The sequence below is a fragment of the Bradyrhizobium sp. BRP20 genome (assembly GCF_020194215.1).
GTDB classification, from domain to species: domain Bacteria; phylum Pseudomonadota; class Alphaproteobacteria; order Rhizobiales; family Xanthobacteraceae; genus Bradyrhizobium; species Bradyrhizobium yuanmingense.
The window spans coordinates 97,219-117,669 of sequence record NZ_JADYVY010000014.1 but is presented as its reverse complement, the minus strand read 5'-3'; the positions used below and the strand labels follow the sequence as shown (position 1 = coordinate 117,669).

Below are 20,451 nucleotides of genomic sequence, written 5' to 3'. Positions count from 1 at the left end.
GACAAGGGAGAGAACATAGTGGACAAGACATCGAAGGGCCTCTCGCGACGGACCGTGCTGTCCGGCGCCGCCGTCGTGGGCCTTGCCGGCGTGGCACGCGCGCAGACACCGGCCGAGATCAAGGTCGGACTGATCGTGCCGTTGTCGGGTATCTACACCCGCCCCGGCCAGGTGATGAAGATGGGCGCCGAGATGGGTATCGAGCACATCAACGCGCAGGGCGGCATCAAGGCGCTCGGCGGCGCCAAGCTGAAGCTCGTCGTGATCGATTGCGGCGACACCACCGAGAAGGCCAAGAACGCGGCGCAACGCATGGTGGCGCAGGAGCCGGATCTCGTCGCGGCCACCGGCGCCTATCTGTCGTCCTTCACGCTGGCGGTCACCGAGGTAACCGAGCGTGCCGAGCTGCCGGTGCTGACGCTGTCCTATTCGGACCTTCTGACCGACCGCGGTTTCAAATACATCTTCCAGACCGCCGCGACCGCGAGCCGCCAGTCCGAGCTCGGCTTGCCGACTCTGATGAAGCTCGCGGAGAACGCCTCGGGCAAGAAGCCGAAGACGGTCGCGATGTTGATGGACAACACCGCGACTTCGGTTGCCACGGCCAAGGCGCTGAAGGAGAAGCTGTTCGCGCAGGAAGGCCTCCAGCTCGTCGTCGAGGAAGTCTGGACCCCGCCGCTGTCGGATGCGACGCCGCTGATTCAGAAGGTTCGCTCGGCCAAGCCCGATCTGCTGCTGTTCATGCCGAACGCGGTCTCTGACGCCAAGCTGGGGCTGGAGAAGATCAGCGAGTTCGGCCTTGGCCAGGGCAAGATCCCGACCGTGTCCTTCAGCATCACCATCGCCGAACCGGACATGCTGCAGAGCGTGAGCCCGGAGACAGTGCAGGGCATCATGACCATCGTCGCCAATTGGGGCTCGAAAGGTCACGAGGCTCTGATCGCCGAGCTCAAGGCGAAATACAAGGAGCCCTGGATGACGCAGAACGTCATCTCGACCTATGGCGACATGTGGCTGATGAAGGAAGCCTTGGAAAAGGCCGGTAAGGCCGACCGCAATGCGGTCGCGCAGGCCTTCCGCACCATGGATGCCGGACCGTCGAAATACTATCCCGGCGGACAGCTCAAGTTCGACGAGAAGGGCCGCAGGGTCGGCGCCGGCGTCGTCATCGTGCAATGGCAATCGGGCGTGCCAGTCACCGTCTATCCGCCCGAGCTCGCGCAGGCGCAGCCGTTCTGGCCGAAGAAATAGCATCGCACGCTTTTCAGGGAGGAGGATTGTCATGAGAACAACGAGCAAGATCAGGATCACCCGTCGAACACTGCTTGCGGGCGCGTCCGGCACGCTGATCGCATCCCGTGCCTGGGCACAGCAGCCATCTGAGGTGAAAGTCGGCCTCTTGGTGCCGATCTCCGGCATCTACGCCCGTCCCGGCACGGTGATGCGTCAGGGCGCCGAGATGGCCGTCGAGCACATCAACGCGCAAGGCGGAGTCAAGGCGCTCGGCGGCGCCAAGCTGAAGCTCGTGGTGCTCGATTCCGGCGACACCACTGAGAAGGCCAAGAACGCCGCCCAGCGTATGGTGGCGCAGGAGAGCGACCTGGTCGCGGCAAGCGGCGCCTACCTGTCATCCTTCACGCTCGCGGTCACCGAGGTCACGGAACGCGCCAACTTGCCCGTCCTCACCCTCTCCTACTCCGATCTGATCACGGATCGCGGCTTCAAATACGTGTTCCAGACCTCGGCCACGGCAGCCTCACAGGCCCGTCAGGCCTTGCCGCAAATCATCAAGCTGGCCGAGACGGCATCGGGCAAGCGGCCGAAGACGGTCGCGATCCTCACCGACAACACGGCCGCGTCGATCGCCTCGGCGAAATCGATGCGCGAGGGCCTCTTGGCAGAGAACCAGCTGCAGCTGATCGTGGACGAGACCTTCACGCCGCCGCTGGCGGACGCGACGTCGCTGGTTCAGAAGATTCGCTCGGCCAAGCCCGACCTGCTCTTCTTCCTGCCGACGGTGATCTCCGACGCCAAGCTGCTGCTCGAGAAGATGAACGAGTTCGGCCTCGGCCAGGGCAAGGTGCCGACCATCTCGTTCGGCATCGCCATCGCCGAGCCTGACATGCTGCAGACCGTGAGCCCGGAACTGCTCCAGGGAGTCCTGACCTGCGTTGCGAGCTGGGGCGCCAAGGGCCACGAGGCGCTGATCGCCGAGTTGAAGACCCGCTACAAGGAGCCGTGGATGACGCAGAATGCGATCTCCACCTATGGCGACATGTGGGTGATCAAGGACGCGCTGGAGAAGGCCGGCAAGGCCGACCGCGTTGCCGTCGGCGAAGCGCTGCGCACCATGGATGCAGGCCCCTCGAAATATTACCCGCTGGGCGAGATCAAGTTCGACCAGAAAGGCCGCCGCGTCGGCGCTGGCATGACCATCGTGCAGTGGCAATCTGGCGTGCCGGTGACGGTGTTCCCGCCTGAGCTTGCGCTGGCGAAGCCGTTCTGGCCCAAGACCTGATACCGCTCGAAAGCGAAACGGAGAACAGAATGGACAAGGCGACCTACGACCGCGGCCTCGAAATCCGCAAGAGCGTGCTCGGCAGCGAGTTTGTCGACAAGGCGATCGCGTCAGCCGACGAGTTCAACCGCCCGATGCAGGATCTGACCACCGAGTATTGCTGGGGTTACGTCTGGGGCCGCGAAGGGCTGACGCGAAAGACGCGCAGCTTCCTCAATCTGGCGATGCTCTGCGCGCTCAACCGTCCGCACGAGCTGAAGACCCACGTCCGCGGCGCCCTCGCCAATGGCGCGACCAAAGAGGAGATCCGCGAGGTTTTCATGCAGGTCGCGATCTATTGCGGCGTGCCGGCCGGCGTGGACGCGTTCCGCAACGCGAAGGAAGTCTTCGCCGAGCTCGACAAGAAATAAGGGCGCGCGGGCTGCGATGAAGGGCAAATGGGCACTCGTGACCGGCGCGACCGCAGGCCTTGGCCTCGCCATCGCGGAAGGCCTGGCCGGCGCGGGCTGCAACATTGTCCTGCACGACATCGTTGCGCCGAAGCAGCCCGCGGACGACCTCAGCGCCCGCTTCGGCGTCGAGGTCATCCCCGCCGCTGCCGATCTGTCCGGGCGCCACGACATCGAGAGCATGATGGTCGGCCTGCTCGACCGCTGCGGAGCCATCGACATCCTTGTCAACAACGCCGTTGTCAGGCATTTCTCGACGATCGAGCAGTTTCCACCCGATCGCTGGGACCAGGCGCTCGCTGTTAACCTGTCGGCGCCGTTCCACCTGATCCGCCTTGCGCTGCCCGCGATGAAGCAGCGCGGCTGGGGCCGGATCATCAATATCGGCTCGATCTATTCGAGCCGCGCGGTCGAAGATCGCATCGACTACGTCACGACCAAAGCGGCAATCCTCGGCATGACCCGCGCGGTGGCCATCGAGACCGCCCGCAGCGGAATCACCTGCAACGCGCTCTGCCCGGGTACGCTGCCGACGCCGGCGATCCTGAACAAGATCGCGACGATGGCAGCGAATAGCGGACGCCCCGTCGATGACGTGACCCGCGAATATCTTGGCGAGCGCCAGCCGACGCAGCGCTTCGTCGAAATGGATGCGGTCGCCGCCATGGTCATCTTTCTCTGCGGCACCGCGGCAAATGACATCACCGGCGCCAGCCTGCCCATCGACGGCGGCTGGTCAATCGCATGAGAGCATTGGAATGGGAGTGCTGAGATGACCGAACAACCAGGCCAGACCGTCGTCCTGACCGGCGCTGCCGGCGGCATGGGACGTGCCATCACCAAGGCGCTGCTGGACAGCGGCCGCCGCGTCGTGCTGGTCGATCGTGACGCCGAGGCGCTTCAGCAGCTGGCGGCCACCGTCGGCGACAGGGTGTTTCCGATTCAGCTCGACGTCAGCGATTCCCGGAACGTGGATAGTCTGCCGGAGGCCATCCCTGCTCATTTCAAGCCGGTCGAAATCCTCATCAACAATGCCGGGCATGACATCGGCGGCCGGACACGCTTCGACGCCGGCTCCGCCGACGACTGGTCCAACATCATCCAGACCAACCTGATTGGCCTGATGCGCGTCACCCGCGCGATCCTCCCCGACATGGTTAAGCGCAACGCCGGCCATATCGTCAACATCAGCTCCATCAACGCCGTCCGTATAGTCCCGGATATGGCGGCCTACAGCACCAGCAAGGCGGGCGTGCACATGTTCACCGAGACCCTCCGGGGCGAGCTGGCGGACACCGCGATCCGGGTCACCGAGCTCCAGCCCGGCCTAACCAGGACCAACATCATCCTGACCCGCTACCGCGGCGACAAGCAGAAGGAAAAGGACTATTTCGACCAGTTCAGGATGGCGCTTGAGCCGGCCGACATCGCCCGCTCGATCGTGTTCGCCCTGGATCAGCCCGCCCACGTTCAAATTGCCGAAATGATGATTCTGCCTGTAAACCGGTATTGAATCATTCCAACCAAGGCCCGGACATGGAAAGACGCCGCGAATTGCAGTCGACACTCCGCATCGATGACGTACCGACCGTCCGAGCGATGGTGGCGCAAAAGCTGCGCGAGGCGATCATGTCCGGCACGCTGAAACCGGGCCAGCGCCTGGTCGAGCGCGAGCTCTGCGAGATGATGGGCGTCAGCCGCCCCTCGATCCGGGAAGCGCTACGCGCCCTCGAGGCCGACGGGCTGGTCAATACGGTCCCTCACCGCGGCCCCGTGGTCTCCACGATCAGCCTGGAGGAGGCCCGGCAGCTCTACGCCGCCCGCGCGGTGCTCGAAGGCTTCGCCGGCCGTGAATGCGCCAGGCTTCACGACCCGGAAGTGGCTCGCCGGATCGGGGAAGCCCTGACCCGGCTGAAGGCAGCCGCAGCCAAGCAGGACCTCGTCGGATGCCTGGAAGCCAAGACCGACTTTTACGCCGCTCTGATCGGTGGCTGCCGCAACGCGTTCATCGAGCGCATGCTCAAGCCGCTGCATGACCGAATCCAGCTGTTGCGGATCACCTCGATGTCGCAGCCGAAGCGGATCAACAAGAGCTTGCGCGAGGTTACCGCGATCTGGCGCGCGATCCAGAACGGCGATGCGGACCTCGCCGAGCGCTGCTGCGTCGACCACATCAATGCGGCGGCGGTGGCCGCGCTCGACATGATCGAAAAATCGTCGGCAGCCAAGGAGGCGGCGCCTTCCGACGACTAAAACATTGCCGCCAGGGAGTGTTCGATGACGTATCTCGTACGATCGCTGATCCTGCTTGTCCTGCTCTATCCCTGCCGCGCAGCCATTGCGGAAGACTACCCCACCCGCCCGGTCACGATGATCGTGCCGTTCTCAGCTGGTGGTCCCGGCGACGTGATCGCACGCATCCTCGGCGGCGCCATGAGTACGACGCTGAAACAGTCGATCGTGATCGAAAACGTCGTCGGCGCCGGCGGCACGCTCGGCACCAACCGTGTCGCCAAGGCGGCCCCCGACGGCTACACGCTGCTGCTGATGCATGTCGGCCAGGCCACCGCGCCGGCCCTCTACGCCAAGCTGCCGTTCGATCCGGTCGGCGATTTCGCCCCCATCGGGCTCGTCACCGACGTCCCGATGATCCTCGTGGCGCGGCCGAACTTTCCTGCCAAGGATCTCAACGAGCTCATCGCGCGGATCCGCAATGCCGGCGACAAGATCACCTTCGGCAATGTCGGTCTCGGCTCGGCCTCACAGCTCTGCGGCTTGATGTTCATGAGCACCACCGATACCAAGCTTACCCCGATCTACTACAAGGGCGGCGGCCCGGCGCTGAACGACGTCATCGCCGGCCACATCGACGTTTATTGCGACCCTGCAACCGGGCCGACGCCTTATATTCAGTCGAACACGATCAAGGGCTACGCGATCACGAGCAAGAAGCGGGTTGCAACGCTGCCGAACGTGCCGACCTCGGCCGAGGCCGGCCTTCCCGCGTTCGACGTGACGACCTGGTATGGCCTCTACGCCCCGCGCGGCACGCCGAAGCCCGTAGTCGACCAACTCGTCGGCGCGCTGCAGACCGCGCTGAAGGATCCCGCCCTGATCAATCGGTTTGGTGAGCTCAGCATGTCCCCGGTTGAACCCGAACGCGCGACGCCGGAAGCCCTTGAAGCCTTTCTCAAGGCTGAGATCGGCAAATGGGGAAGGATTATCAAGGCAGCCGGCATCGAGCCGCAATAGGTTAGTTAGAGCGGATCGACCCCGTTGCTAACTGTAGAAGATGCCTCCGTCCACGTTGAGGGCTTGGCCGGTCACAAACGCAGAATCGTCAGACGCAAAGAACGCAACGGGCCCGACGACGTCCTCCGGCTGCCCGAGCCGGTGCAAGTCCGTGACCTTCTCGAAATAGGCGACACGCTCGGGATCGCGGAGATTGTTCATCCCCATCTCAGTCACGATGATGCCCGGGCATACGGCATTGACCGTGATGCCGTAGCCGCCGAACTCCATGGACGACACCCGGGTGAAGCCGACCACCGCCGACTTCGATGCAGCATAGTGGGACTGTCCCGGACCGCCCGTTCGAGCGGCGAGCGAGGCGATGTTGACGATCCGCCCGTATTTGCGCTCCTTCATGTGTGGCACCACGGCCTGGGTCATCTGGAAGACGCCGCGCGTGTTGACGGCGAAGGTCTGATCCCATGTATCCGTCGTCAGCTCGTCGATGGTGGCCAGCCTGAGGATGCCCGCATTGTTGACGAGGACATCGACGTGCCCGAGACCCTGGACGGCTTCAGCCACCGCACGCCTGCAATCGCCGATATCGCTGACGTCGCCCAGCACCTGGATGCAGCGGCCGCCAAGCTTGCCGACCTCGGCGACGGTCTCGAGCAGAACCTTCTCCTGGGCCGCGATGTCGGTCAGCGCGAGATCGTAGCCTCGCCTTGCAAGCCCAATGGCTATTGCACGGCCAATGCCGCGGCTTGCTCCCGTCACGATCGCATGTCGGGCCATGTTGCGTTCTCCCCTGTTATTTCCAATGAATGTTGGTTCTTTACCGGCGTTGAAAAGATCAGGCGCGAGCCGGCTTGCGGACTGGCAAGGTGTTCATGGCCTTCACGGTTTCCTCGAAGGATACGAGATTGGCGCCCGAACCCAGCCCCGTCGCGACGATCGCGGCCGTCGCGGTCGCAAGCTTGGCGCAATCGAGCAGGTCCCAGTCGCGAGCCAGCCCCGCGATGAAGCCGCCCGTATAGGAATCGCCGCATCCCGACGTATCGCGAACGGCAACGTCGAACGCCGGCACCGTGAACTGGCGTCCGTCGCGGGTCATCACGAAGGAACCATCGGCACCAAGAGAGATGGCGCAGGCCCCCGCCCCCTTGTCGATGAAGAACCGCGCGCATGCGGCGGGATCGTCGGTTCCGACCATGGCACTGGTCTCATCGATGCTCGGCATGAAGAAGTCGACATAGGGCAGCAGCGGCTCGACCAGTGCCAGCGTTTCACGCCGCGCCTGGATGAGATCGAGCGTCGTCGTGCAACCAGCGGCTTTCGCATCCTGCAGCAATGCGACGGAAGGCGCTCCATCCATCGCAAGCAGAGAGCCGACCCCGCCGAGATGGAGAATTTTGCTCCGGCATGCGGCTACTTGCGTTTCGGGCGCGATCCGCCATCGGGCTGAGGCGCCCCTCGCATGCATGACCGGACGCGAGCCGTCGGGCCGGATCGGCAAAATCGTTGCAGAGGTTGGAGCGCCGGTCATTCGCTCCATCAGAGCGATATCGATGCCTTCGCGCTCCAGCGCGTTCAGCATCCAATCAGCCTTCTCGTCGGAGCCGACGGCACCAACCGCGAGCGCCTTCAAGCCGAGCCGCGCGCAAGGAACGACCGTTCCGCCGGCCGTGCCGGCGACCGCGAGCCGGATTTCCTCGATCAACAACCGGCCACCTCCGGGTGGGATCTCGGTAACGGGGACCCCGAGAATATCCAGGATGTAAGTGCCGCAGACGCTGACGTCGTGAGTGTAGGCCATGAGTTCTCGCAAGGCAGGGGATTATTCGTGATCTAGCTCGACAGCTGGGTAATCTTGGGCTCGCTATCGCGCAGGCCGTAATGCCCCCATCGCTTCAGGATGCTGTCGATCTCCTCGTCCGGTAGCAGCGGAGGAGAGCCGAGTTGAAGACAGCCGTGATACTGCTTGGCGAGCACCTCGACCTCCACCGCGAGCCACAAGGCTTTGCGCAGGTTGGGACCGATGGCGATCAGCCCGTGATGTGCGAGGAGGCAGGCGCGGCGATAGCGAAGCGCGTTCAGGGCCGCCTGCGACAGTTCGGCCGTACCATATTGCGCATAGGGCGCGCAGGGGATGTCGTTGCCGCCGGCCGCGGCAATCATGTAGTGAATCGCAGGGATCGAGCGATTCATGATCGCGATGATGGTGCAAAAGACCGGATGGGCGTGAACGACGGCGCCAACCTCCGGCTTCGACTTGAGGATGTCGAGGTGAAAACGCCATTCGGTCGACGGAACATTGCCGGCCGATGCAGTCCATGAGCCGTCCCACTTCATGGCCACGATGTCTTCGGGCTTCATGCGGTCGTAGGGAAGACCGGACGGCGTCAGCAGGATGCCGTCGTCGGCTCGAACGCTGATGTTTCCGGACGTTCCCTGGTTGATGCCTTGCGCCGCCATCTCGCGGCACGCGTCGATGATGGATTGACGAAGTTCGAGCTCTGCTTCGCGGCCGGTCATACCTTGCTTCCACCCTGGTTCATGCACTTGCTCCGAGCTGGACCTGACGGTCGACCAACAGCCAGGTGGCTCGCGCGGTCGCCAGCACCTCCTGCTCGGCATCGAGCAAAGCACTCTCGGCAAACAACTTGCGGCCTTCCCGCCCGGTCGGCCACGCCACCACCGCACATCGATCTCCGGGACGCGGCCGGCGTTCGATCCGAGCGGCCATGCGTCCGAGCAGCGCCGTTTCGTCGCCCTTCAATCCCAGGTGACGGGCGCCCACGCTGCAATAGCCGGTCGGGCAATCGAGCGCGGCCCAGACGAATTCGGGCGCAACATAACCGTCCGCACCGGCCAGACTGCCATGAGGTATCCAGGAGGCCGCGAACACGACGGGCTTGCCCGGGACAGCGCCCGCCTGCAGCGGGCCTGCGAAGATGCGAAGACCATCGCCGTGACCACGCGCGGGGCCACAGACAAAACAAGTCGGAAGGTTATGGGTCTGCTCTTCGTAGGGTGTTCGGCCGGCCGCCTCTTCGGCCGCCTCGTAGCTTACCCTGGGAACGTCCGGCACATCGATGTCTGTTGCACGCACCGTCGCGAGCAGCTTGTCGTTCTCGCGCAACTCGATCCCGCCGTCGGCCCCCGTCAGCACGTCGAGCGACCGCTCCAGCGGCGGCGGGGCGCGCAACATCACTTCGGCGTCTCCACTGACGTGCCTTGCGAGACATCCGCATACATAACCGCCGTTGCCGGAGTTGGGTGGGCCCCGGAAGCGCCTGTCGATGACCAGCGATACCATTGCAGCTCTCGTTCGCGGCGTTTAGCGTCCCATCGCGAAGAACTCGTCGTTCGGACGCATGCTGGTGACGTTGGCGAGGCGGTTCGACATGCCGAAGAATGCAGCGATGGCTGCGATGTCCCAGACGTCCTCCTCGGTGAATCCATGTCCCTTGAGATCCACGAGGTCGGAATCGTCCACCTCATAGGCGCGCACCGAGACCTTCATCGCGAAATCGAGCATCGCCCTTTGCCGCGCGGTGATATCGGCCTTGCGGTAGTTGACGGCGACCTGGTCCGCAATCAGCGGATTCTTCGCGCGCACGCGCAAGATGGCGCCGTGCGCGACCACGCAATACTGGCATTGATTGGCGCTGCTGGTCGCGACGACGATCATCTCGCGCTCGGCCTTGGTGATCGGCCCCGGCTTGTCCATGAGAGCGTCGTGATAGGCGAAGAACGCCCGGAACTCGTCCGGACGATGCGCGAGTGTCAGGAAGACGTTCGGGACGAATCCAGACTTCTCCTGAACGGCCTCGATCCGTGCGCGGATATCCTCCGGCAGCGTCGCGATATCGGGAACGGGAAAGCGGCTGATCGCGGTTGCAGACATGTTCCAAGCTCCTGTTAGACTGCCGCAAGCGCGACGAGCGTTCCCTGATAGGCCTCGAACGCATCGCGCCGATCGGCGGCGTAGGGCTCGACCCGCACCAGGCAGGTATGGGCCGAGCAGCCCTGGCCGAATTGAGACGTGCCGATGTCGAGCGTGAGCACGTTCGGATTGCCGGCGACCTCGAGGCCGCTATTGCCGGTCGGTGTGAACCAGGCGCCGGTCGGGAGCACAAGCACCCACCGGCGGACCTCGTCGCTGACCTCAGCAGTCGCAAGGCATTCCCCGCGGTCGTTCCAGATGCGGATCGTCTGGCCGTCGACGATGCCGAGAGCAGCCGCGTCGTCAGGATGAAGACGGGCCTGTTCACGGCCATTGCGTTTCATGACGCGGCTCGATGGGCCGGTTTCAAGCTGGCTGTGAAGACGACCAGCCGGCTGATGCGAGATGAGGTGCATTTGGCCAGCTTCTGCAGTGCCGAGCCATTCGGCGGGCTCGATCCAGGCAGGATGCGAGCGGCAGTCGGGATAGTCGAGCCTGGCAAGCGTCTCGCTGCCGAGTACGATCTTCCCGCTTTCGGTGTTGAGCGGGTATTCCTCGGGCTCGTTGCGGAAGTCGGCCAGGAACGTGTGGTCTGCCTTGACCGGGCAGTGGGCATAGCCGGATTCCCAGAACGCATCGAACTCCGGCATCTCAAAGCCGAAGCGCTTCGAGGCGTCGTCGCGGCAGGCTTCGTAGAGATGCCGGACCCAACCCATTTCGTCGCGGCCTTCGTTGAAGCGCTCGGCCACACCGAGCTTGCCTGCAATCGCGTTGAAGATATCGAAGTCGGAGCGGGCTTCGCCCAGCGGCTCGATGGCCTTCTTCATGGCCAGGATGAAGTCGGAGCGCCTGTTGCCGGCAAGATCGTTACGCTCGATCGACGTGGTTGCCGGCAGCACGATGTCGGCCCGTTGGGCTGTCGCGGTGAACATCGGGTCCTGCACGATGATCGTTTCGGGCCTCGTCCAGGCTTCCGACAGGCGGTTAAGATCCTGATGATGGTGGTAGGGATTGCCGCCCGCCCAATAGACCAGCCTCGTATCCGGATAGGAGCGGATCTCGCCTTCATAGCTGAATGGCCGACCGGGATTGAGCAGCATGTCGCTGATGCGCGCCACCGGGATGAAGCTGTCGATCGGCCTCTTCAGCTGTGAAATGGCTGGAGACTTGCCGAGATTGAGCGGGGCCCCGACACCTCCCAGCGAAGCATAGCCGTAACCGACACCGCCGCCCGGCAGCCCGATCTGGCCGATCATCGAGGCCAGTCCGAGCGCCGCCCAGAACGGCTGTTCGCCGTGATGGGCACGCTGCAGACTCCAGCTCACCGTCAACATGCTCCGCGTGTCGACCAGGCGCCTTGCGAGCTCGGCAATCTGGCCTGCACCGAGCCCGCAGATGCCGGCGGCCCACAAGGCGTCCTTTCGTCCGCCATCCGCCTTGCCTTCGAGATAGCGAAGAAGACGATCCGCGCCGCTGGTGCAGCGCGCAAGGAAATCCGTGTCGTGCCGGCCGGCCTTCACGATCTCGCCGGCGAGGCCGAGCATCAGCGCAGTGTCGGCGTTCGGCCGGATCGGCCACCATTCGGCATCGACCCAGTCCGGCAGATCGTCCTTCAGCGGTGAGACGTGGATGACCTTGACGCCACGCTCGACGATTTTCCTGAGATAAGTCTCGAGGCGGTGGCTGCCAATTCCTCCGGCCTCGTTTTGCGCGGTTCGTGGCGACAGAGCGCCGAACACCACCAGCGTCTCGGTGTGCTGCGCGATCGTGTCGAGCGTATTGGCGCGGCCGCCACACGCGTCGTCGTTGCCCAGCGTGTGGCGCAGGATCACCGGACCCGCCGCGATGGAATAGGTATCGACGTGCCGGGTGAAGCCGCCGACCAGATTGAGCATGCGCTTCAGAAGCGAAGAGGCATGATGCAGGCGCCCCGAATTCGTCCAACCATAGGAGCCCGCAAAGATCGATGCGTTCCCGAACGCGTCGGCGACGCGGCGCACTTCGTCGGCAACCAGCGTCGTCGCCTCGTCCCAGCTGACAGGAACGAACTTCTCTCGGCCACGCCCGCGGCGATCGCTGTTTTCGCGCTTGTCCAGCCAGCCGGAACGGACCATCGGCCGCAGCACGCGCCGCTCGGGATTTGCCCATTCGGCAATAGAATGGATGATCGGGGACGGCGCCGGATCGTGCTGGAACGGCTCGATGCTAACGATGCGATTATCCTCGACGAGGATCGTGTACGCACCCCAATGGCTGCAATGCGGGATCCGTTTGATCCTGCTCATGCGTCCACCGCTCCAAGTTCGCGCCGCATCTGCGCGGCGAATTCGGGATAGGTCTCGGCGAGTTCGTCGAACACGCGGCCGCGGAGCACGTCGAGTGTCGATCGATCGGGCAGCGCGGTCTGCCGCGGCTCGGCGTCATGCTCGAATCGAAAGCCGGTCGCCTGCTTGATCTCCGCAAGATCGTGCCCGGGGTGAACACTCTCCAGCTCGAACCCCGGCCGCGTCTTGTCGAATCGAAAGAGTCCCTTGCCGGTCAAGAGAGCCACGGGGCCGCCGCTCCGGAACACTCCCTCGGGACTGACGCCGGGGGCACTGATGAAGTCGACCTTCTCGACGAAGACGCGCGGCGTATGCTCCTCGCGGAACAGGATGACCCGCGGCACGACGAAATAGAGATAGGCCGACCCGAACGAGCCGGGCCAGCGCACGCTGGAGCGCGGATAGTGACCGGTGCCGACGAGGTTCACGTTGCCAAGGCCGTCGATCTGGCCGCCGCCGAGGAAGAACGCGTCGATCCGGCCCTGACCTGCACAATCGAACAGCTCCGCCGAACCGTTGGTGAAGAAATTATGCTCGACAGAACCGAGGATGGAGAGGCGTGGACCAACGGCGCCACGCGCCTCCTTCATTGCACGCAGCAGCATCGCGCCAGCGGCAGGAATCGGAGAGGAGGCGCCTACGGCAACATGCCTGACGCCATCGAGCAACCGCGCGATCGTGCAAATCAGCACTTCGCGAGGGAGAACGTCCGACATCACGCGGGCTCCATCTGCGCCCGCGCCATATAGGCCGAGAAGCCATCGGCCGTTCGCGCGGCCTTCGCATAACGCGCGATCTCCGCGCTATCGGCGGGATACTCGCCCCATAAACCGTATGGCCATGCGCCCTTCGGTGCGCGCGCGACTGCCGTGACGTAGAGTGCCGGCAGCACGCCGGCCGCGCTCATCTCGTCGGCGAGCAGATTTTCCTCGACGATGCGCTCCACCGTGACGAGAACTGTCTGCGAAGCGTAGGCCATTGCGGCAAGCTCGCGGCGTCGCCCGATCCAGACATTGCCGAAGCGATCAGCCATCGGCACATGGAAGATCGTCACGTCGGGCTTGATGGCGGGAATCAGCACGATCGGATCGCCTCCATCCGCCAGCGGATTGTCGACGACACGCCAATCGTCGCGGTGGCGCAGCAGATCCGTTCCGATCAGCCCGCGAAGGGGCATGAAGGGGCTGCCCTTCTGCGCCGCCATCAGGCCCGCATGGATGGCAGGACAGGTCGCGTCCTTCAGTCGAACCGCGCCTTCCTTGACCGCCGCGTTGAACCGGGGCGCTCCACCTGCTTCGCCCAGCGAGGCCGCACTGGTCTCCACCGTCCGGACCAGACCTGCGCCGACAAGCTGGTCGAGCTGCAATCCGCCGGTTGGCACGCAGACCAGATCGAGATCGCCCGCGCCATGCTCGATCATTGGACGCGTCATGGCCATGGAGACGCCGGCGTAATCGACGGGCAGTGCGACTCGCATGCCCGGCTCGATGTGCTTCGCCATGACGCGAGGCTCGCTCAACACCATCATCCTCCCCAGCCTTGTTCTATATTGTAGAACGCAATTCCAAATTATGTTAGGCGGATTTGGACGATGCTGTCAATCTGGCTTCGCCGGCGGAGCCTTCATTTCCAGGACTTTCGCGCGCAGCCGGCCGCAGCAGCGCACCTTTGCGCCGCGATCAGGCGGCGCGACTTGACAAGACGACGCGCTGCTCCAACAATAATTGGAATGACGTTCTATAATATAGAACATACTGGGAGGACAGAATGGGCGAGCCTTCGGCTCAGCGTGCGATGCGCTCTGGCGATGCGAACGTTCGGACATTGCCGACCGGCCGCCTCCGGGACCGCGACGCGTTCGGATCGAGCATTGCCGTCCGTGAAGCGGTGAAAGCTTACGGCAACTTTCATGCGGTCGACCGGATCAGCATCGACATCGAGCCCGGCGAATTCATCACGCTTCTTGGCCCATCCGGCAGCGGAAAGACGACGCTGCTCAACCTTGTCGCCGGATTCCAGAGCCTCGACAGCGGCGAGATCCTCGTCGACGGCAAGCCGGTCCACAACGTACCCACGCACAAGCGCGGCTTCGGCATGGTGTTCCAGAGCTACGCGCTGTTTCCGAACATGACGGTCAGCCAGAACGTCGCGTTTCCGCTTCGGATGGCGGGGGTTGACCGGGCGACCGCGGAGCGCCGCGTCGCCGAAACGCTGGAGATCATGCGGCTGACGGAGCATGCGACGAAGTCTCCCTCGCAAATGTCGGGTGGACAGCAGCAGCGCGTCGCGATTGCCCGCGCCATCGTCAGGAAGCCCAAGGTCGTGCTGATGGACGAGCCCCTCAGCGCCCTCGACCGGCGGTTGCGCGAACAGATCCAGATCGAGATTCGCGACCTTCACCAGACCATCGGGAGCACGATCCTGTTCGTCACCCATGACCAGGGCGAAGCCCTGACGATGAGCGACCGCATCGCGGTACTCAACGCCGGCAAGATCGTTCAAATCGGCCGCCCCCTGGACATCTACCGGCATCCGACAGATCGCTTCGTCGCCTCGTTCGTCGGCGAGAGCAATCTGATCGAGGCGGAGATCCTGCAGAAGCGCGGATCGACGCTGACGATGAAGAACCGTGCAGGATACGTGTTCAGCGCCGAAAGCCGGGACACGATCGACGTCGGACGCGCAACCGTGCTCGTGCGTCCGGAACGCATCGCCGTGTCGAACGAGCCGGCTGCGAATTCCACGCCCGTCAGCGTCACGTCTGCGATCTTCCTCGGCGAGATCTTGCGGATCGAGGCGCAAATGGAGGGCGGAGATCCGCTCCTGATCCGCTGCACCGACATGGCCGACCGGCCGCTGCCGGCCGTCGGCGATCGTCTGCACGTGAGCTGGGGCGCCGCGGACTGCTGGGTGCTTGCATGACCGCGGCATCGATCGGCGCCCAGGCAGGCCGTCCTGCGGATCTCGATCTCGTCAGGAGGTTGAAGGATCCGGCGCTGCTGCTCCTGCCCGCGCTCGCGTTTCTGGCCTTCATCTATCTGCTCCCGCTGATCGATCTCATCCGCATCAGCGTGAGCGGGCCGTCGTGGTCGACCTATTTCGAGCGGGTATTCGCCATACCGCTCTATTGGGATTCGCTCGTCCGCACGATGCAGATCTCGGTCACCGTCGCCGGACTGTGCCTGCTGTTCGGGTATCCGACGGCGCTGCTCATTCACCGCAGCCGCGGCATGACCCAGGCCCTGATCGCGACCGCGATCGTGCTGCCCTATTTCATCGCCATCCTGATCCGAACCTACGCCTGGATGGTCCTGCTCGGCCGCAACGGGCCGGTCAACAAGCTGCTGGTTTCGGTCGGAATATTGAGCGAGCCGGTGCAGCTCCTCTTCAATCGCGGCACGGTGCTTCTCGGCATGACCGCGGTGCTTCTGCCGCTGATGGTGCTGACGATCTATTCCAGCGTGGCGCGCCTCGATCAAAGCCTGACCCGCGCGGCGCTGGCCAGCGGCGCCGGGCCCATTGCGGCGTTCTGGCGCGTGTTGCTGCCGCTGACCCTACCCGGGATGGGCGCCGGCTTCCTGCTGGTCTTCGTCGCAGCGATCGGGTTCTTCATTACGCCCACGCTGCTCGGGGGACCCGGCGACCAGATGTTTGCCATGCATATCACCCAGCAGGCGGACTCGGTCACATCGGAGGGATTCCTGCAGGCCTTGGGCGTGGTGCTGCTGACGATCACGCTGGCGGTGGTCGCGGTGGCCGGACGCTTCCTCGGCTTCGAGTTCATCTGGGGCGGCCGCAAGCTGACCGAGGCCGCACCGACGACGACTGACCGCAACGCTGCCGATGTCGGCCGCCGTAGTTTCGGCGCCTCAGCTGCCGACTTGATAGGCTGGCCGCTTCTGAGACTTTTCGGGCGGCTGCCGGCGAGCTTCGGGACCTGGACAGTTCGCCTTCTGGGCGGACTGGTCATTACCGTTCTCATCCTGCCGATCATCGTGGTGATGATCATTTCCTTCAGCAGCGCAAGCTATCTGACCTTCCCGCCGCCGGGCTTCTCATTTCGCTGGTATGAGCAGTTCTTCTCCGATTCGAACTGGATGCGGGCGTTCTGGACATCCTTGGTCGTCGCGGCGATGTCGGCCGGAATCGCGATCGTGCTGGGCGCGTCGGCCGCCCTCGGCATCGTCAGGAGCAGCATTCGCGGCAAGTCCACCATCATGCTGCTGCTCGTAAGTCCGATCATCGTGCCTCCGGTCGTGCTCGGCCTGTCGCTCTACAGCCTGTTCCTGCGTTTCGACCTGGTCGGCTCCGTCTTCGGCCTTGCCGCGGCGCATGCGATCGGCGGCCTTCCGCTCGTCGTGGTGATCCTGTCCGCATCGCTTCAAGGCGTCGATACCAGGCTCGAACAGGCAGCTTCCGTCCATGGCGCATCGTCCCTGACCGTGTTCCGCCTGGTGACGCTGCCGGCCATCATGCCGGGCCTCGCTGCCGCGACATTCTTCGCCTTCCTGCACTCGTTCGACGAGCTGGTGCTGACGCTGTTCCTGTCGAGCGCGGAGCTGAAGACGCTCCCGCTCATGCTGTGGGGCGACATCAATTACCGGCTCAATCCGGTGCTGGCCGTGGTCTCGACGCTGGAGGTGCTGCTGGTGGTCGCAGGGCTCGTCCTTGCACGGCCCGTTCTCGCCACGTCGCGGAAGGCAACGTGACACAGATCAAATTTCAACTGGAGGAAAGAGAAAATGCTGGGAATGAAACGCTGGCGACTGTCGGTTTCCGTATTGGCCTCGGCCCTGTGCATCGCGATGGGGACGGGCCTGGCTCAGGCTCAGAGCAACGTCGTGATCATGCAGGACCCGGGCGGCGGATATGGCGATGCATTGCGCAAGGTCATGTACGATCCGTTCGAGAAGGCGACCGGCATCAAGGTGGTCACCGTCCAGGAGGCGCGTAGCGGCCCACGCATCAAGGCTCAGGCCGAGGCCGGCAAAGCTCAATGGGACCTGACGTTCATCTTCGACCAGGAGACCAAGCTGCTCGGCGACTGTTGTCTCGCCGACATCGACTATTCCAAGCTGTCCGACGCGGCCAAGCAGACGCTGGCGGCCATGCCGGACAATCTGAAGCGCAAGAAGGGCGTGGCGCTGCAGGTGATCGGCGTCGGCCTCGTCTACAACAAGGACAAGTACAAGGGCGAGAACGTGCCGACCAGCTGGGCCGACTTTTGGGACGTGAAGAAATTCCCTGGCCGGCGCTGCATGCCCGCCTGGCCGCGTTTCGTCTTCGAGGCGGCGCTGATGGCCGACGGCGTAGAGAAGAGCAAGCTCTACCCGATCGACATGGAGCGGGCGCTGAAGAAGGTCAAGGAGATCAAGCCACACATTGCCAAATGGTGGACGACATCCGCACAGCCGCCGCAGCTCCTGCTCGACGGCGAGGCCGACATGTGCATGGCCTACACCGGTTCGATGAGCAAGCTCGCCCTGGAGGGCGCCCCGATCGAGCTGACTTTCAATCAGGGCTTCATCTACTACGACTTCTTCTCGATTCCCAAGGGAGCGCCGAACTACGACAACGCGCTGAAACTGCTGTCCTGGCGGCTCGAGCCCAAGCGCGCGGCGCAGCTCACCTCGACCTTCCCGGTCGCCCTTCCCTCCCAGGTCGTGTTCGAGGCCGCAACCGACAAGAAGCTCGCGCGCTACTGGGCCAACAACCCGGACAACGTCTCGAAAGCGATCGAATGGAGCCCGGATTATTGGGGCGCGACTTCGCCGGCTGGAAATTCCACCAATGAAGAGTACGGGCAGGAGAAGCTCAACGCCTTGCTGGCCCAGTAAGCAGGCTGATCAGCCCCGATCCGAAAGGATCGGGGTTAATTCCACACCCGGGCTATTGCCGTTCGCGCGGCCATGCTAGATCGAGTGAAATATCATTCTATTTTGGCTGGTGGATGGATAAGGCTTTTACCAAGGGACTGCGTCTCCTGGAAGCACTTGCTCTGAGCGAGCAGCCCCGCGGCGTCACTGACCTCGCGAGCGAGCTGAAGCTCACCAAGAGCAACGTGCATCGGCTGCTGATGACTTTGCAGTCTCAAGGCTATGTGCGCCAGATCCCCCCGCACAGCACCTACGAGCTCACGACCAAGATCTGGGCGCTCGGCAGCCATGTCATCCACCGGATGGATCTCATCAACGTCGCGCGACCGGCAATGACGAAGCTTGCCGAGATCACCGGCGAAACCATTCACCTGTCGGTGCTCGAGGACACCGACGTGGTCTATGTCGACAAGATCGAAAGCGCTCACCATATCCGCGCCCATACAAGCGTGGGCATGCGCGCACCCGCTTTCACCATGGCGACAGGCAAAGCGATGCTCGCACATATGCCTGATGACTACCTGGAACGGTTCCGGCCGCATCTGAGGCGCTACACGGAAGCGACGCGAACGACGATCGAGGAGCTGCGGGAGGACATCGAGCTGGCACGCGCGCAGGGCTACTCCTCCGTCCTGCACGGCGAGTGGCGCGAGGGCATCGCCGCCTGCGCTTGTGCCATCCTCGGTCGTTCCGGCGAACTCGTGGGAGCGATTGGCATGTCCGGGCCCGACAGCCGCATCAAGCGCAAGCAGATAAAAGAATATTCGGTTCACGTGATGGAGGCAGCCCGAACCATCGGCGCTGCCCTCGGTTATTCCAGTAGGCCGGCGGCATATCCAGCAATGCGAGGCGGTCCTAGACAGTCACATCAATCACGACGAGCCACCTGATCTTTCCAGGACGGCGTTGGTGCCGGGCAACGGAAGCAGCCGCTGCTCGTCCATCGCGGACTTCAGATCGAGGTCCGCACCCGTATACCCGGCCAGGAAGTGGGCATCCCCCGCTCACTCGCAAAAGCCGAGGGCGACAACGGCATCGGCTTCACGGACGCGCTTGATTCGCTCGACTGCGCCCGCGCCGCCGATCGCAGCGGCGACATCGACGCGTGCAGCCGGGAGATCGCACGCGCGCGGGCCGTCCTGAGATAGCAAATGCCGCTCAAGGGTCGAAGGCAAGGCGATGCGCGCAACGCGGTCGTGCAGCCGTGGGAGCAGGACGTGCGTTCTGGAAATACCCGCCCGAGCGCAGGTTTCTAATGTCAATGCAATCAGGTGGAGCCTTCTCCATGCATAAACAGCACTCATCGAACAATAGGCCACACACGGGCCGGGATCGCGCCGAGCCTTCTTGATGAATTTCAGTGCGATGCTTGCTGCGTCTTGCACCTGCCACTAGGGGTTCGATCTGCGTCCGACTTCAGCATCCGGGCGGCAGCACCGGCGACACGCCGGGCGTTGGTGCTGCGCCTGAAGCGTTCGCCGGCAGCACAGTCGCAGGCGAGGCGAGATTCATCGAGACGCCTTCCATGCAAGCCGAGCTGTTCGGGCTGGGCACAACCGCAGCGTTCGGGTCTATGCCCGTCCCACCGGCACCACTGGCTTCCGCCTGAATCGTACCAGGTGCGAGGCTTGTAGCCACTTGCGGGATCGACAATGGCAGGGACGCAGCGCTCGTCACCTCTCCCCCCGGCGTCGAGCTGCATCCGACCGTCGTACCTGTTCCTGAGGGCACAGCTGAGGAGATCGTACCGGTGGCGCTGCTGTTCTGCCTTATCACCGGCAGCAACGGCGCCGCGATGCCCGGTGGTGCAAGGCCTGTCGGCGATACGGTCGGCGTCGCCGGCACCGGCGTCGGCGATGACGACGGCGGAGCGCAGACGACCACCGTCCCCGGCGTCGTCGGATCCGACGCGAGCGGAACCGGCGCCAGCGTCGTGTCCGGAGCACCTGACACGGTCGTTGCGGAAAACGGCCCGGGACTGTTGAGCGGTGAGACCACGATCGCGCCCGGCACCGTCGGCAGATCCATTGCAGTAGTGCCGGTCGTTGCGACCTGTGCCTGACCAGCAGAGCTTCCGAGCAGCAACGCCGTCGCCGCTGCGAGT

The 20,451-nt window shown here is 63.9% G+C and carries 21 protein-coding genes; 12 read left to right on the top strand and 9 right to left on the bottom strand.

Going from position 1 to position 20,451, the window contains the following annotated elements:
• Positions 1-18 precede the first annotated feature (18 nt).
• Genes I6F33_RS27865 through I6F33_RS27835 form a run of 7 tightly spaced genes read left to right on the top strand, consistent with a single transcriptional unit; the run spans position 19 to position 6,219 of the window.
• Positions 19-1,251 carry an ABC transporter substrate-binding protein gene (locus I6F33_RS27865; protein WP_225140411.1) on the top strand — a complete coding sequence of 411 codons (1,233 nt, stop codon included), beginning with the start codon at positions 19-21 and terminating at the stop codon, positions 1,249-1,251.
• 31 nt (positions 1,252-1,282) lie between these two features.
• Complete coding sequence (locus I6F33_RS27860) at positions 1,283-2,518, top strand: ABC transporter substrate-binding protein (protein ID WP_036011543.1); 1,236 nt, start codon at positions 1,283-1,285, stop codon at positions 2,516-2,518.
• Positions 2,519-2,547: 29 nt separating this feature from the next.
• Positions 2,548-2,928 carry a carboxymuconolactone decarboxylase family protein gene (locus I6F33_RS27855; protein WP_036011548.1) on the top strand — a complete coding sequence of 127 codons (381 nt, stop codon included), beginning with the start codon at positions 2,548-2,550 and terminating at the stop codon, positions 2,926-2,928.
• Between the two features lie 16 nt (positions 2,929-2,944).
• The gene (locus tag I6F33_RS27850) at positions 2,945-3,715 is read left to right on the top strand and encodes an SDR family oxidoreductase (RefSeq protein ID WP_225144714.1); all 771 of its coding nucleotides are present in this window, start codon (positions 2,945-2,947) and stop codon (positions 3,713-3,715) included.
• Between the two features lie 24 nt (positions 3,716-3,739).
• Complete coding sequence (locus I6F33_RS27845) at positions 3,740-4,480, top strand: SDR family oxidoreductase (RefSeq protein WP_057026127.1); 741 nt, start codon at positions 3,740-3,742, stop codon at positions 4,478-4,480.
• A gap of 23 nt (positions 4,481-4,503) precedes the next feature.
• Positions 4,504-5,220, top strand: coding sequence for a GntR family transcriptional regulator (locus tag I6F33_RS27840; RefSeq protein WP_050991723.1), 717 nt, complete (start codon positions 4,504-4,506; stop codon positions 5,218-5,220).
• Between the two features lie 24 nt (positions 5,221-5,244).
• On the top strand, positions 5,245-6,219 hold the full coding sequence (locus tag I6F33_RS27835; RefSeq protein WP_225144713.1) for a tripartite tricarboxylate transporter substrate-binding protein: 975 nt from the start codon (positions 5,245-5,247) through the stop codon (positions 6,217-6,219).
• 27 nt (positions 6,220-6,246) lie between these two features.
• Here the strand turns inward: I6F33_RS27835 and I6F33_RS27830 are convergent, their stop codons facing one another.
• From I6F33_RS27830 to I6F33_RS27795, 8 genes are read right to left on the bottom strand one after another with little or no spacing between them, the layout of a single operon-like run.
• Complete coding sequence (locus I6F33_RS27830; protein ID WP_225144712.1) at positions 6,247-6,993, bottom strand: SDR family NAD(P)-dependent oxidoreductase; 747 nt, start codon at positions 6,991-6,993, stop codon at positions 6,247-6,249.
• A gap of 58 nt (positions 6,994-7,051) precedes the next feature.
• On the bottom strand, positions 7,052-8,014 hold the full coding sequence (locus I6F33_RS27825; RefSeq protein WP_225144711.1) for a carbohydrate kinase family protein: 963 nt from the start codon (positions 8,012-8,014) through the stop codon (positions 7,052-7,054).
• 32 nt (positions 8,015-8,046) lie between these two features.
• The gene (locus I6F33_RS27820; RefSeq protein WP_225144710.1) at positions 8,047-8,733 is read right to left on the bottom strand and encodes an L-fuculose-phosphate aldolase; all 687 of its coding nucleotides are present in this window, start codon (positions 8,731-8,733) and stop codon (positions 8,047-8,049) included.
• 19 nt (positions 8,734-8,752) lie between these two features.
• Complete coding sequence (locus I6F33_RS27815; protein WP_225144709.1) at positions 8,753-9,517, bottom strand: hypothetical protein; 765 nt, start codon at positions 9,515-9,517, stop codon at positions 8,753-8,755.
• Positions 9,518-9,538: 21 nt separating this feature from the next.
• Positions 9,539-10,108 (bottom strand): peroxidase-related enzyme, encoded by a 570-nt coding sequence (locus tag I6F33_RS27810; RefSeq protein ID WP_036026687.1) that lies wholly within the window; start codon positions 10,106-10,108, stop codon positions 9,539-9,541.
• A 14-nt stretch (positions 10,109-10,122) separates the two neighbouring features.
• A complete protein-coding gene (locus tag I6F33_RS27805) occupies positions 10,123-12,432 on the bottom strand; it encodes a molybdopterin-dependent oxidoreductase (RefSeq protein WP_225144708.1) in 2,310 nt (769 codons plus the stop codon).
• Entirely contained in the window at positions 12,429-13,187 is a 759-nt protein-coding gene (locus tag I6F33_RS27800; RefSeq protein ID WP_225128721.1) for a CoA transferase, read from the bottom strand. The genes I6F33_RS27805 and I6F33_RS27800 overlap by 4 nt, the downstream gene beginning before the upstream one ends.
• Positions 13,187-13,996, bottom strand: coding sequence for a CoA transferase subunit A (locus tag I6F33_RS27795; RefSeq protein ID WP_225144787.1), 810 nt, complete (start codon positions 13,994-13,996; stop codon positions 13,187-13,189). The genes I6F33_RS27800 and I6F33_RS27795 overlap by 1 nt, the downstream gene beginning before the upstream one ends.
• Positions 13,997-14,238: 242 nt before the next feature.
• Between I6F33_RS27795 and I6F33_RS27790 the strand changes: the two genes are divergently transcribed.
• From I6F33_RS27790 to I6F33_RS27775, 4 genes are all read left to right on the top strand, one after another.
• Positions 14,239-15,393: an ABC transporter ATP-binding protein gene (locus I6F33_RS27790; protein ID WP_225124506.1), complete on the top strand. Its 1,155-nt coding sequence runs from the start codon at positions 14,239-14,241 to the stop codon at positions 15,391-15,393.
• Complete coding sequence (locus tag I6F33_RS27785) at positions 15,390-17,180, top strand: ABC transporter permease subunit (RefSeq protein ID WP_225144707.1); 1,791 nt, start codon at positions 15,390-15,392, stop codon at positions 17,178-17,180. Before I6F33_RS27790 ends, I6F33_RS27785 begins: the two co-directional genes overlap by 4 nt.
• Positions 17,181-17,213: 33 nt before the next feature.
• A complete protein-coding gene (locus I6F33_RS27780) occupies positions 17,214-18,308 on the top strand; it encodes an extracellular solute-binding protein (protein WP_057026117.1) in 1,095 nt (364 codons plus the stop codon).
• 113 nt (positions 18,309-18,421) lie between these two features.
• Complete coding sequence (locus tag I6F33_RS27775) at positions 18,422-19,237, top strand: IclR family transcriptional regulator (RefSeq protein WP_036026695.1); 816 nt, start codon at positions 18,422-18,424, stop codon at positions 19,235-19,237.
• A gap of 114 nt (positions 19,238-19,351) precedes the next feature.
• Here the strand turns inward: I6F33_RS27775 and I6F33_RS27770 are convergent, their stop codons facing one another.
• Entirely contained in the window at positions 19,352-19,732 is a 381-nt protein-coding gene (locus I6F33_RS27770) for a hypothetical protein (RefSeq protein WP_192893333.1), read from the bottom strand.
• A 365-nt stretch (positions 19,733-20,097) separates the two neighbouring features.
• On the opposite strand from I6F33_RS27770, the gene I6F33_RS27765 reads away from it, so the two are divergent.
• Positions 20,098-20,409: a hypothetical protein gene (locus tag I6F33_RS27765; protein ID WP_225114043.1), complete on the top strand. Its 312-nt coding sequence runs from the start codon at positions 20,098-20,100 to the stop codon at positions 20,407-20,409.
• Positions 20,410-20,451: the final 42 nt, after the last annotated feature.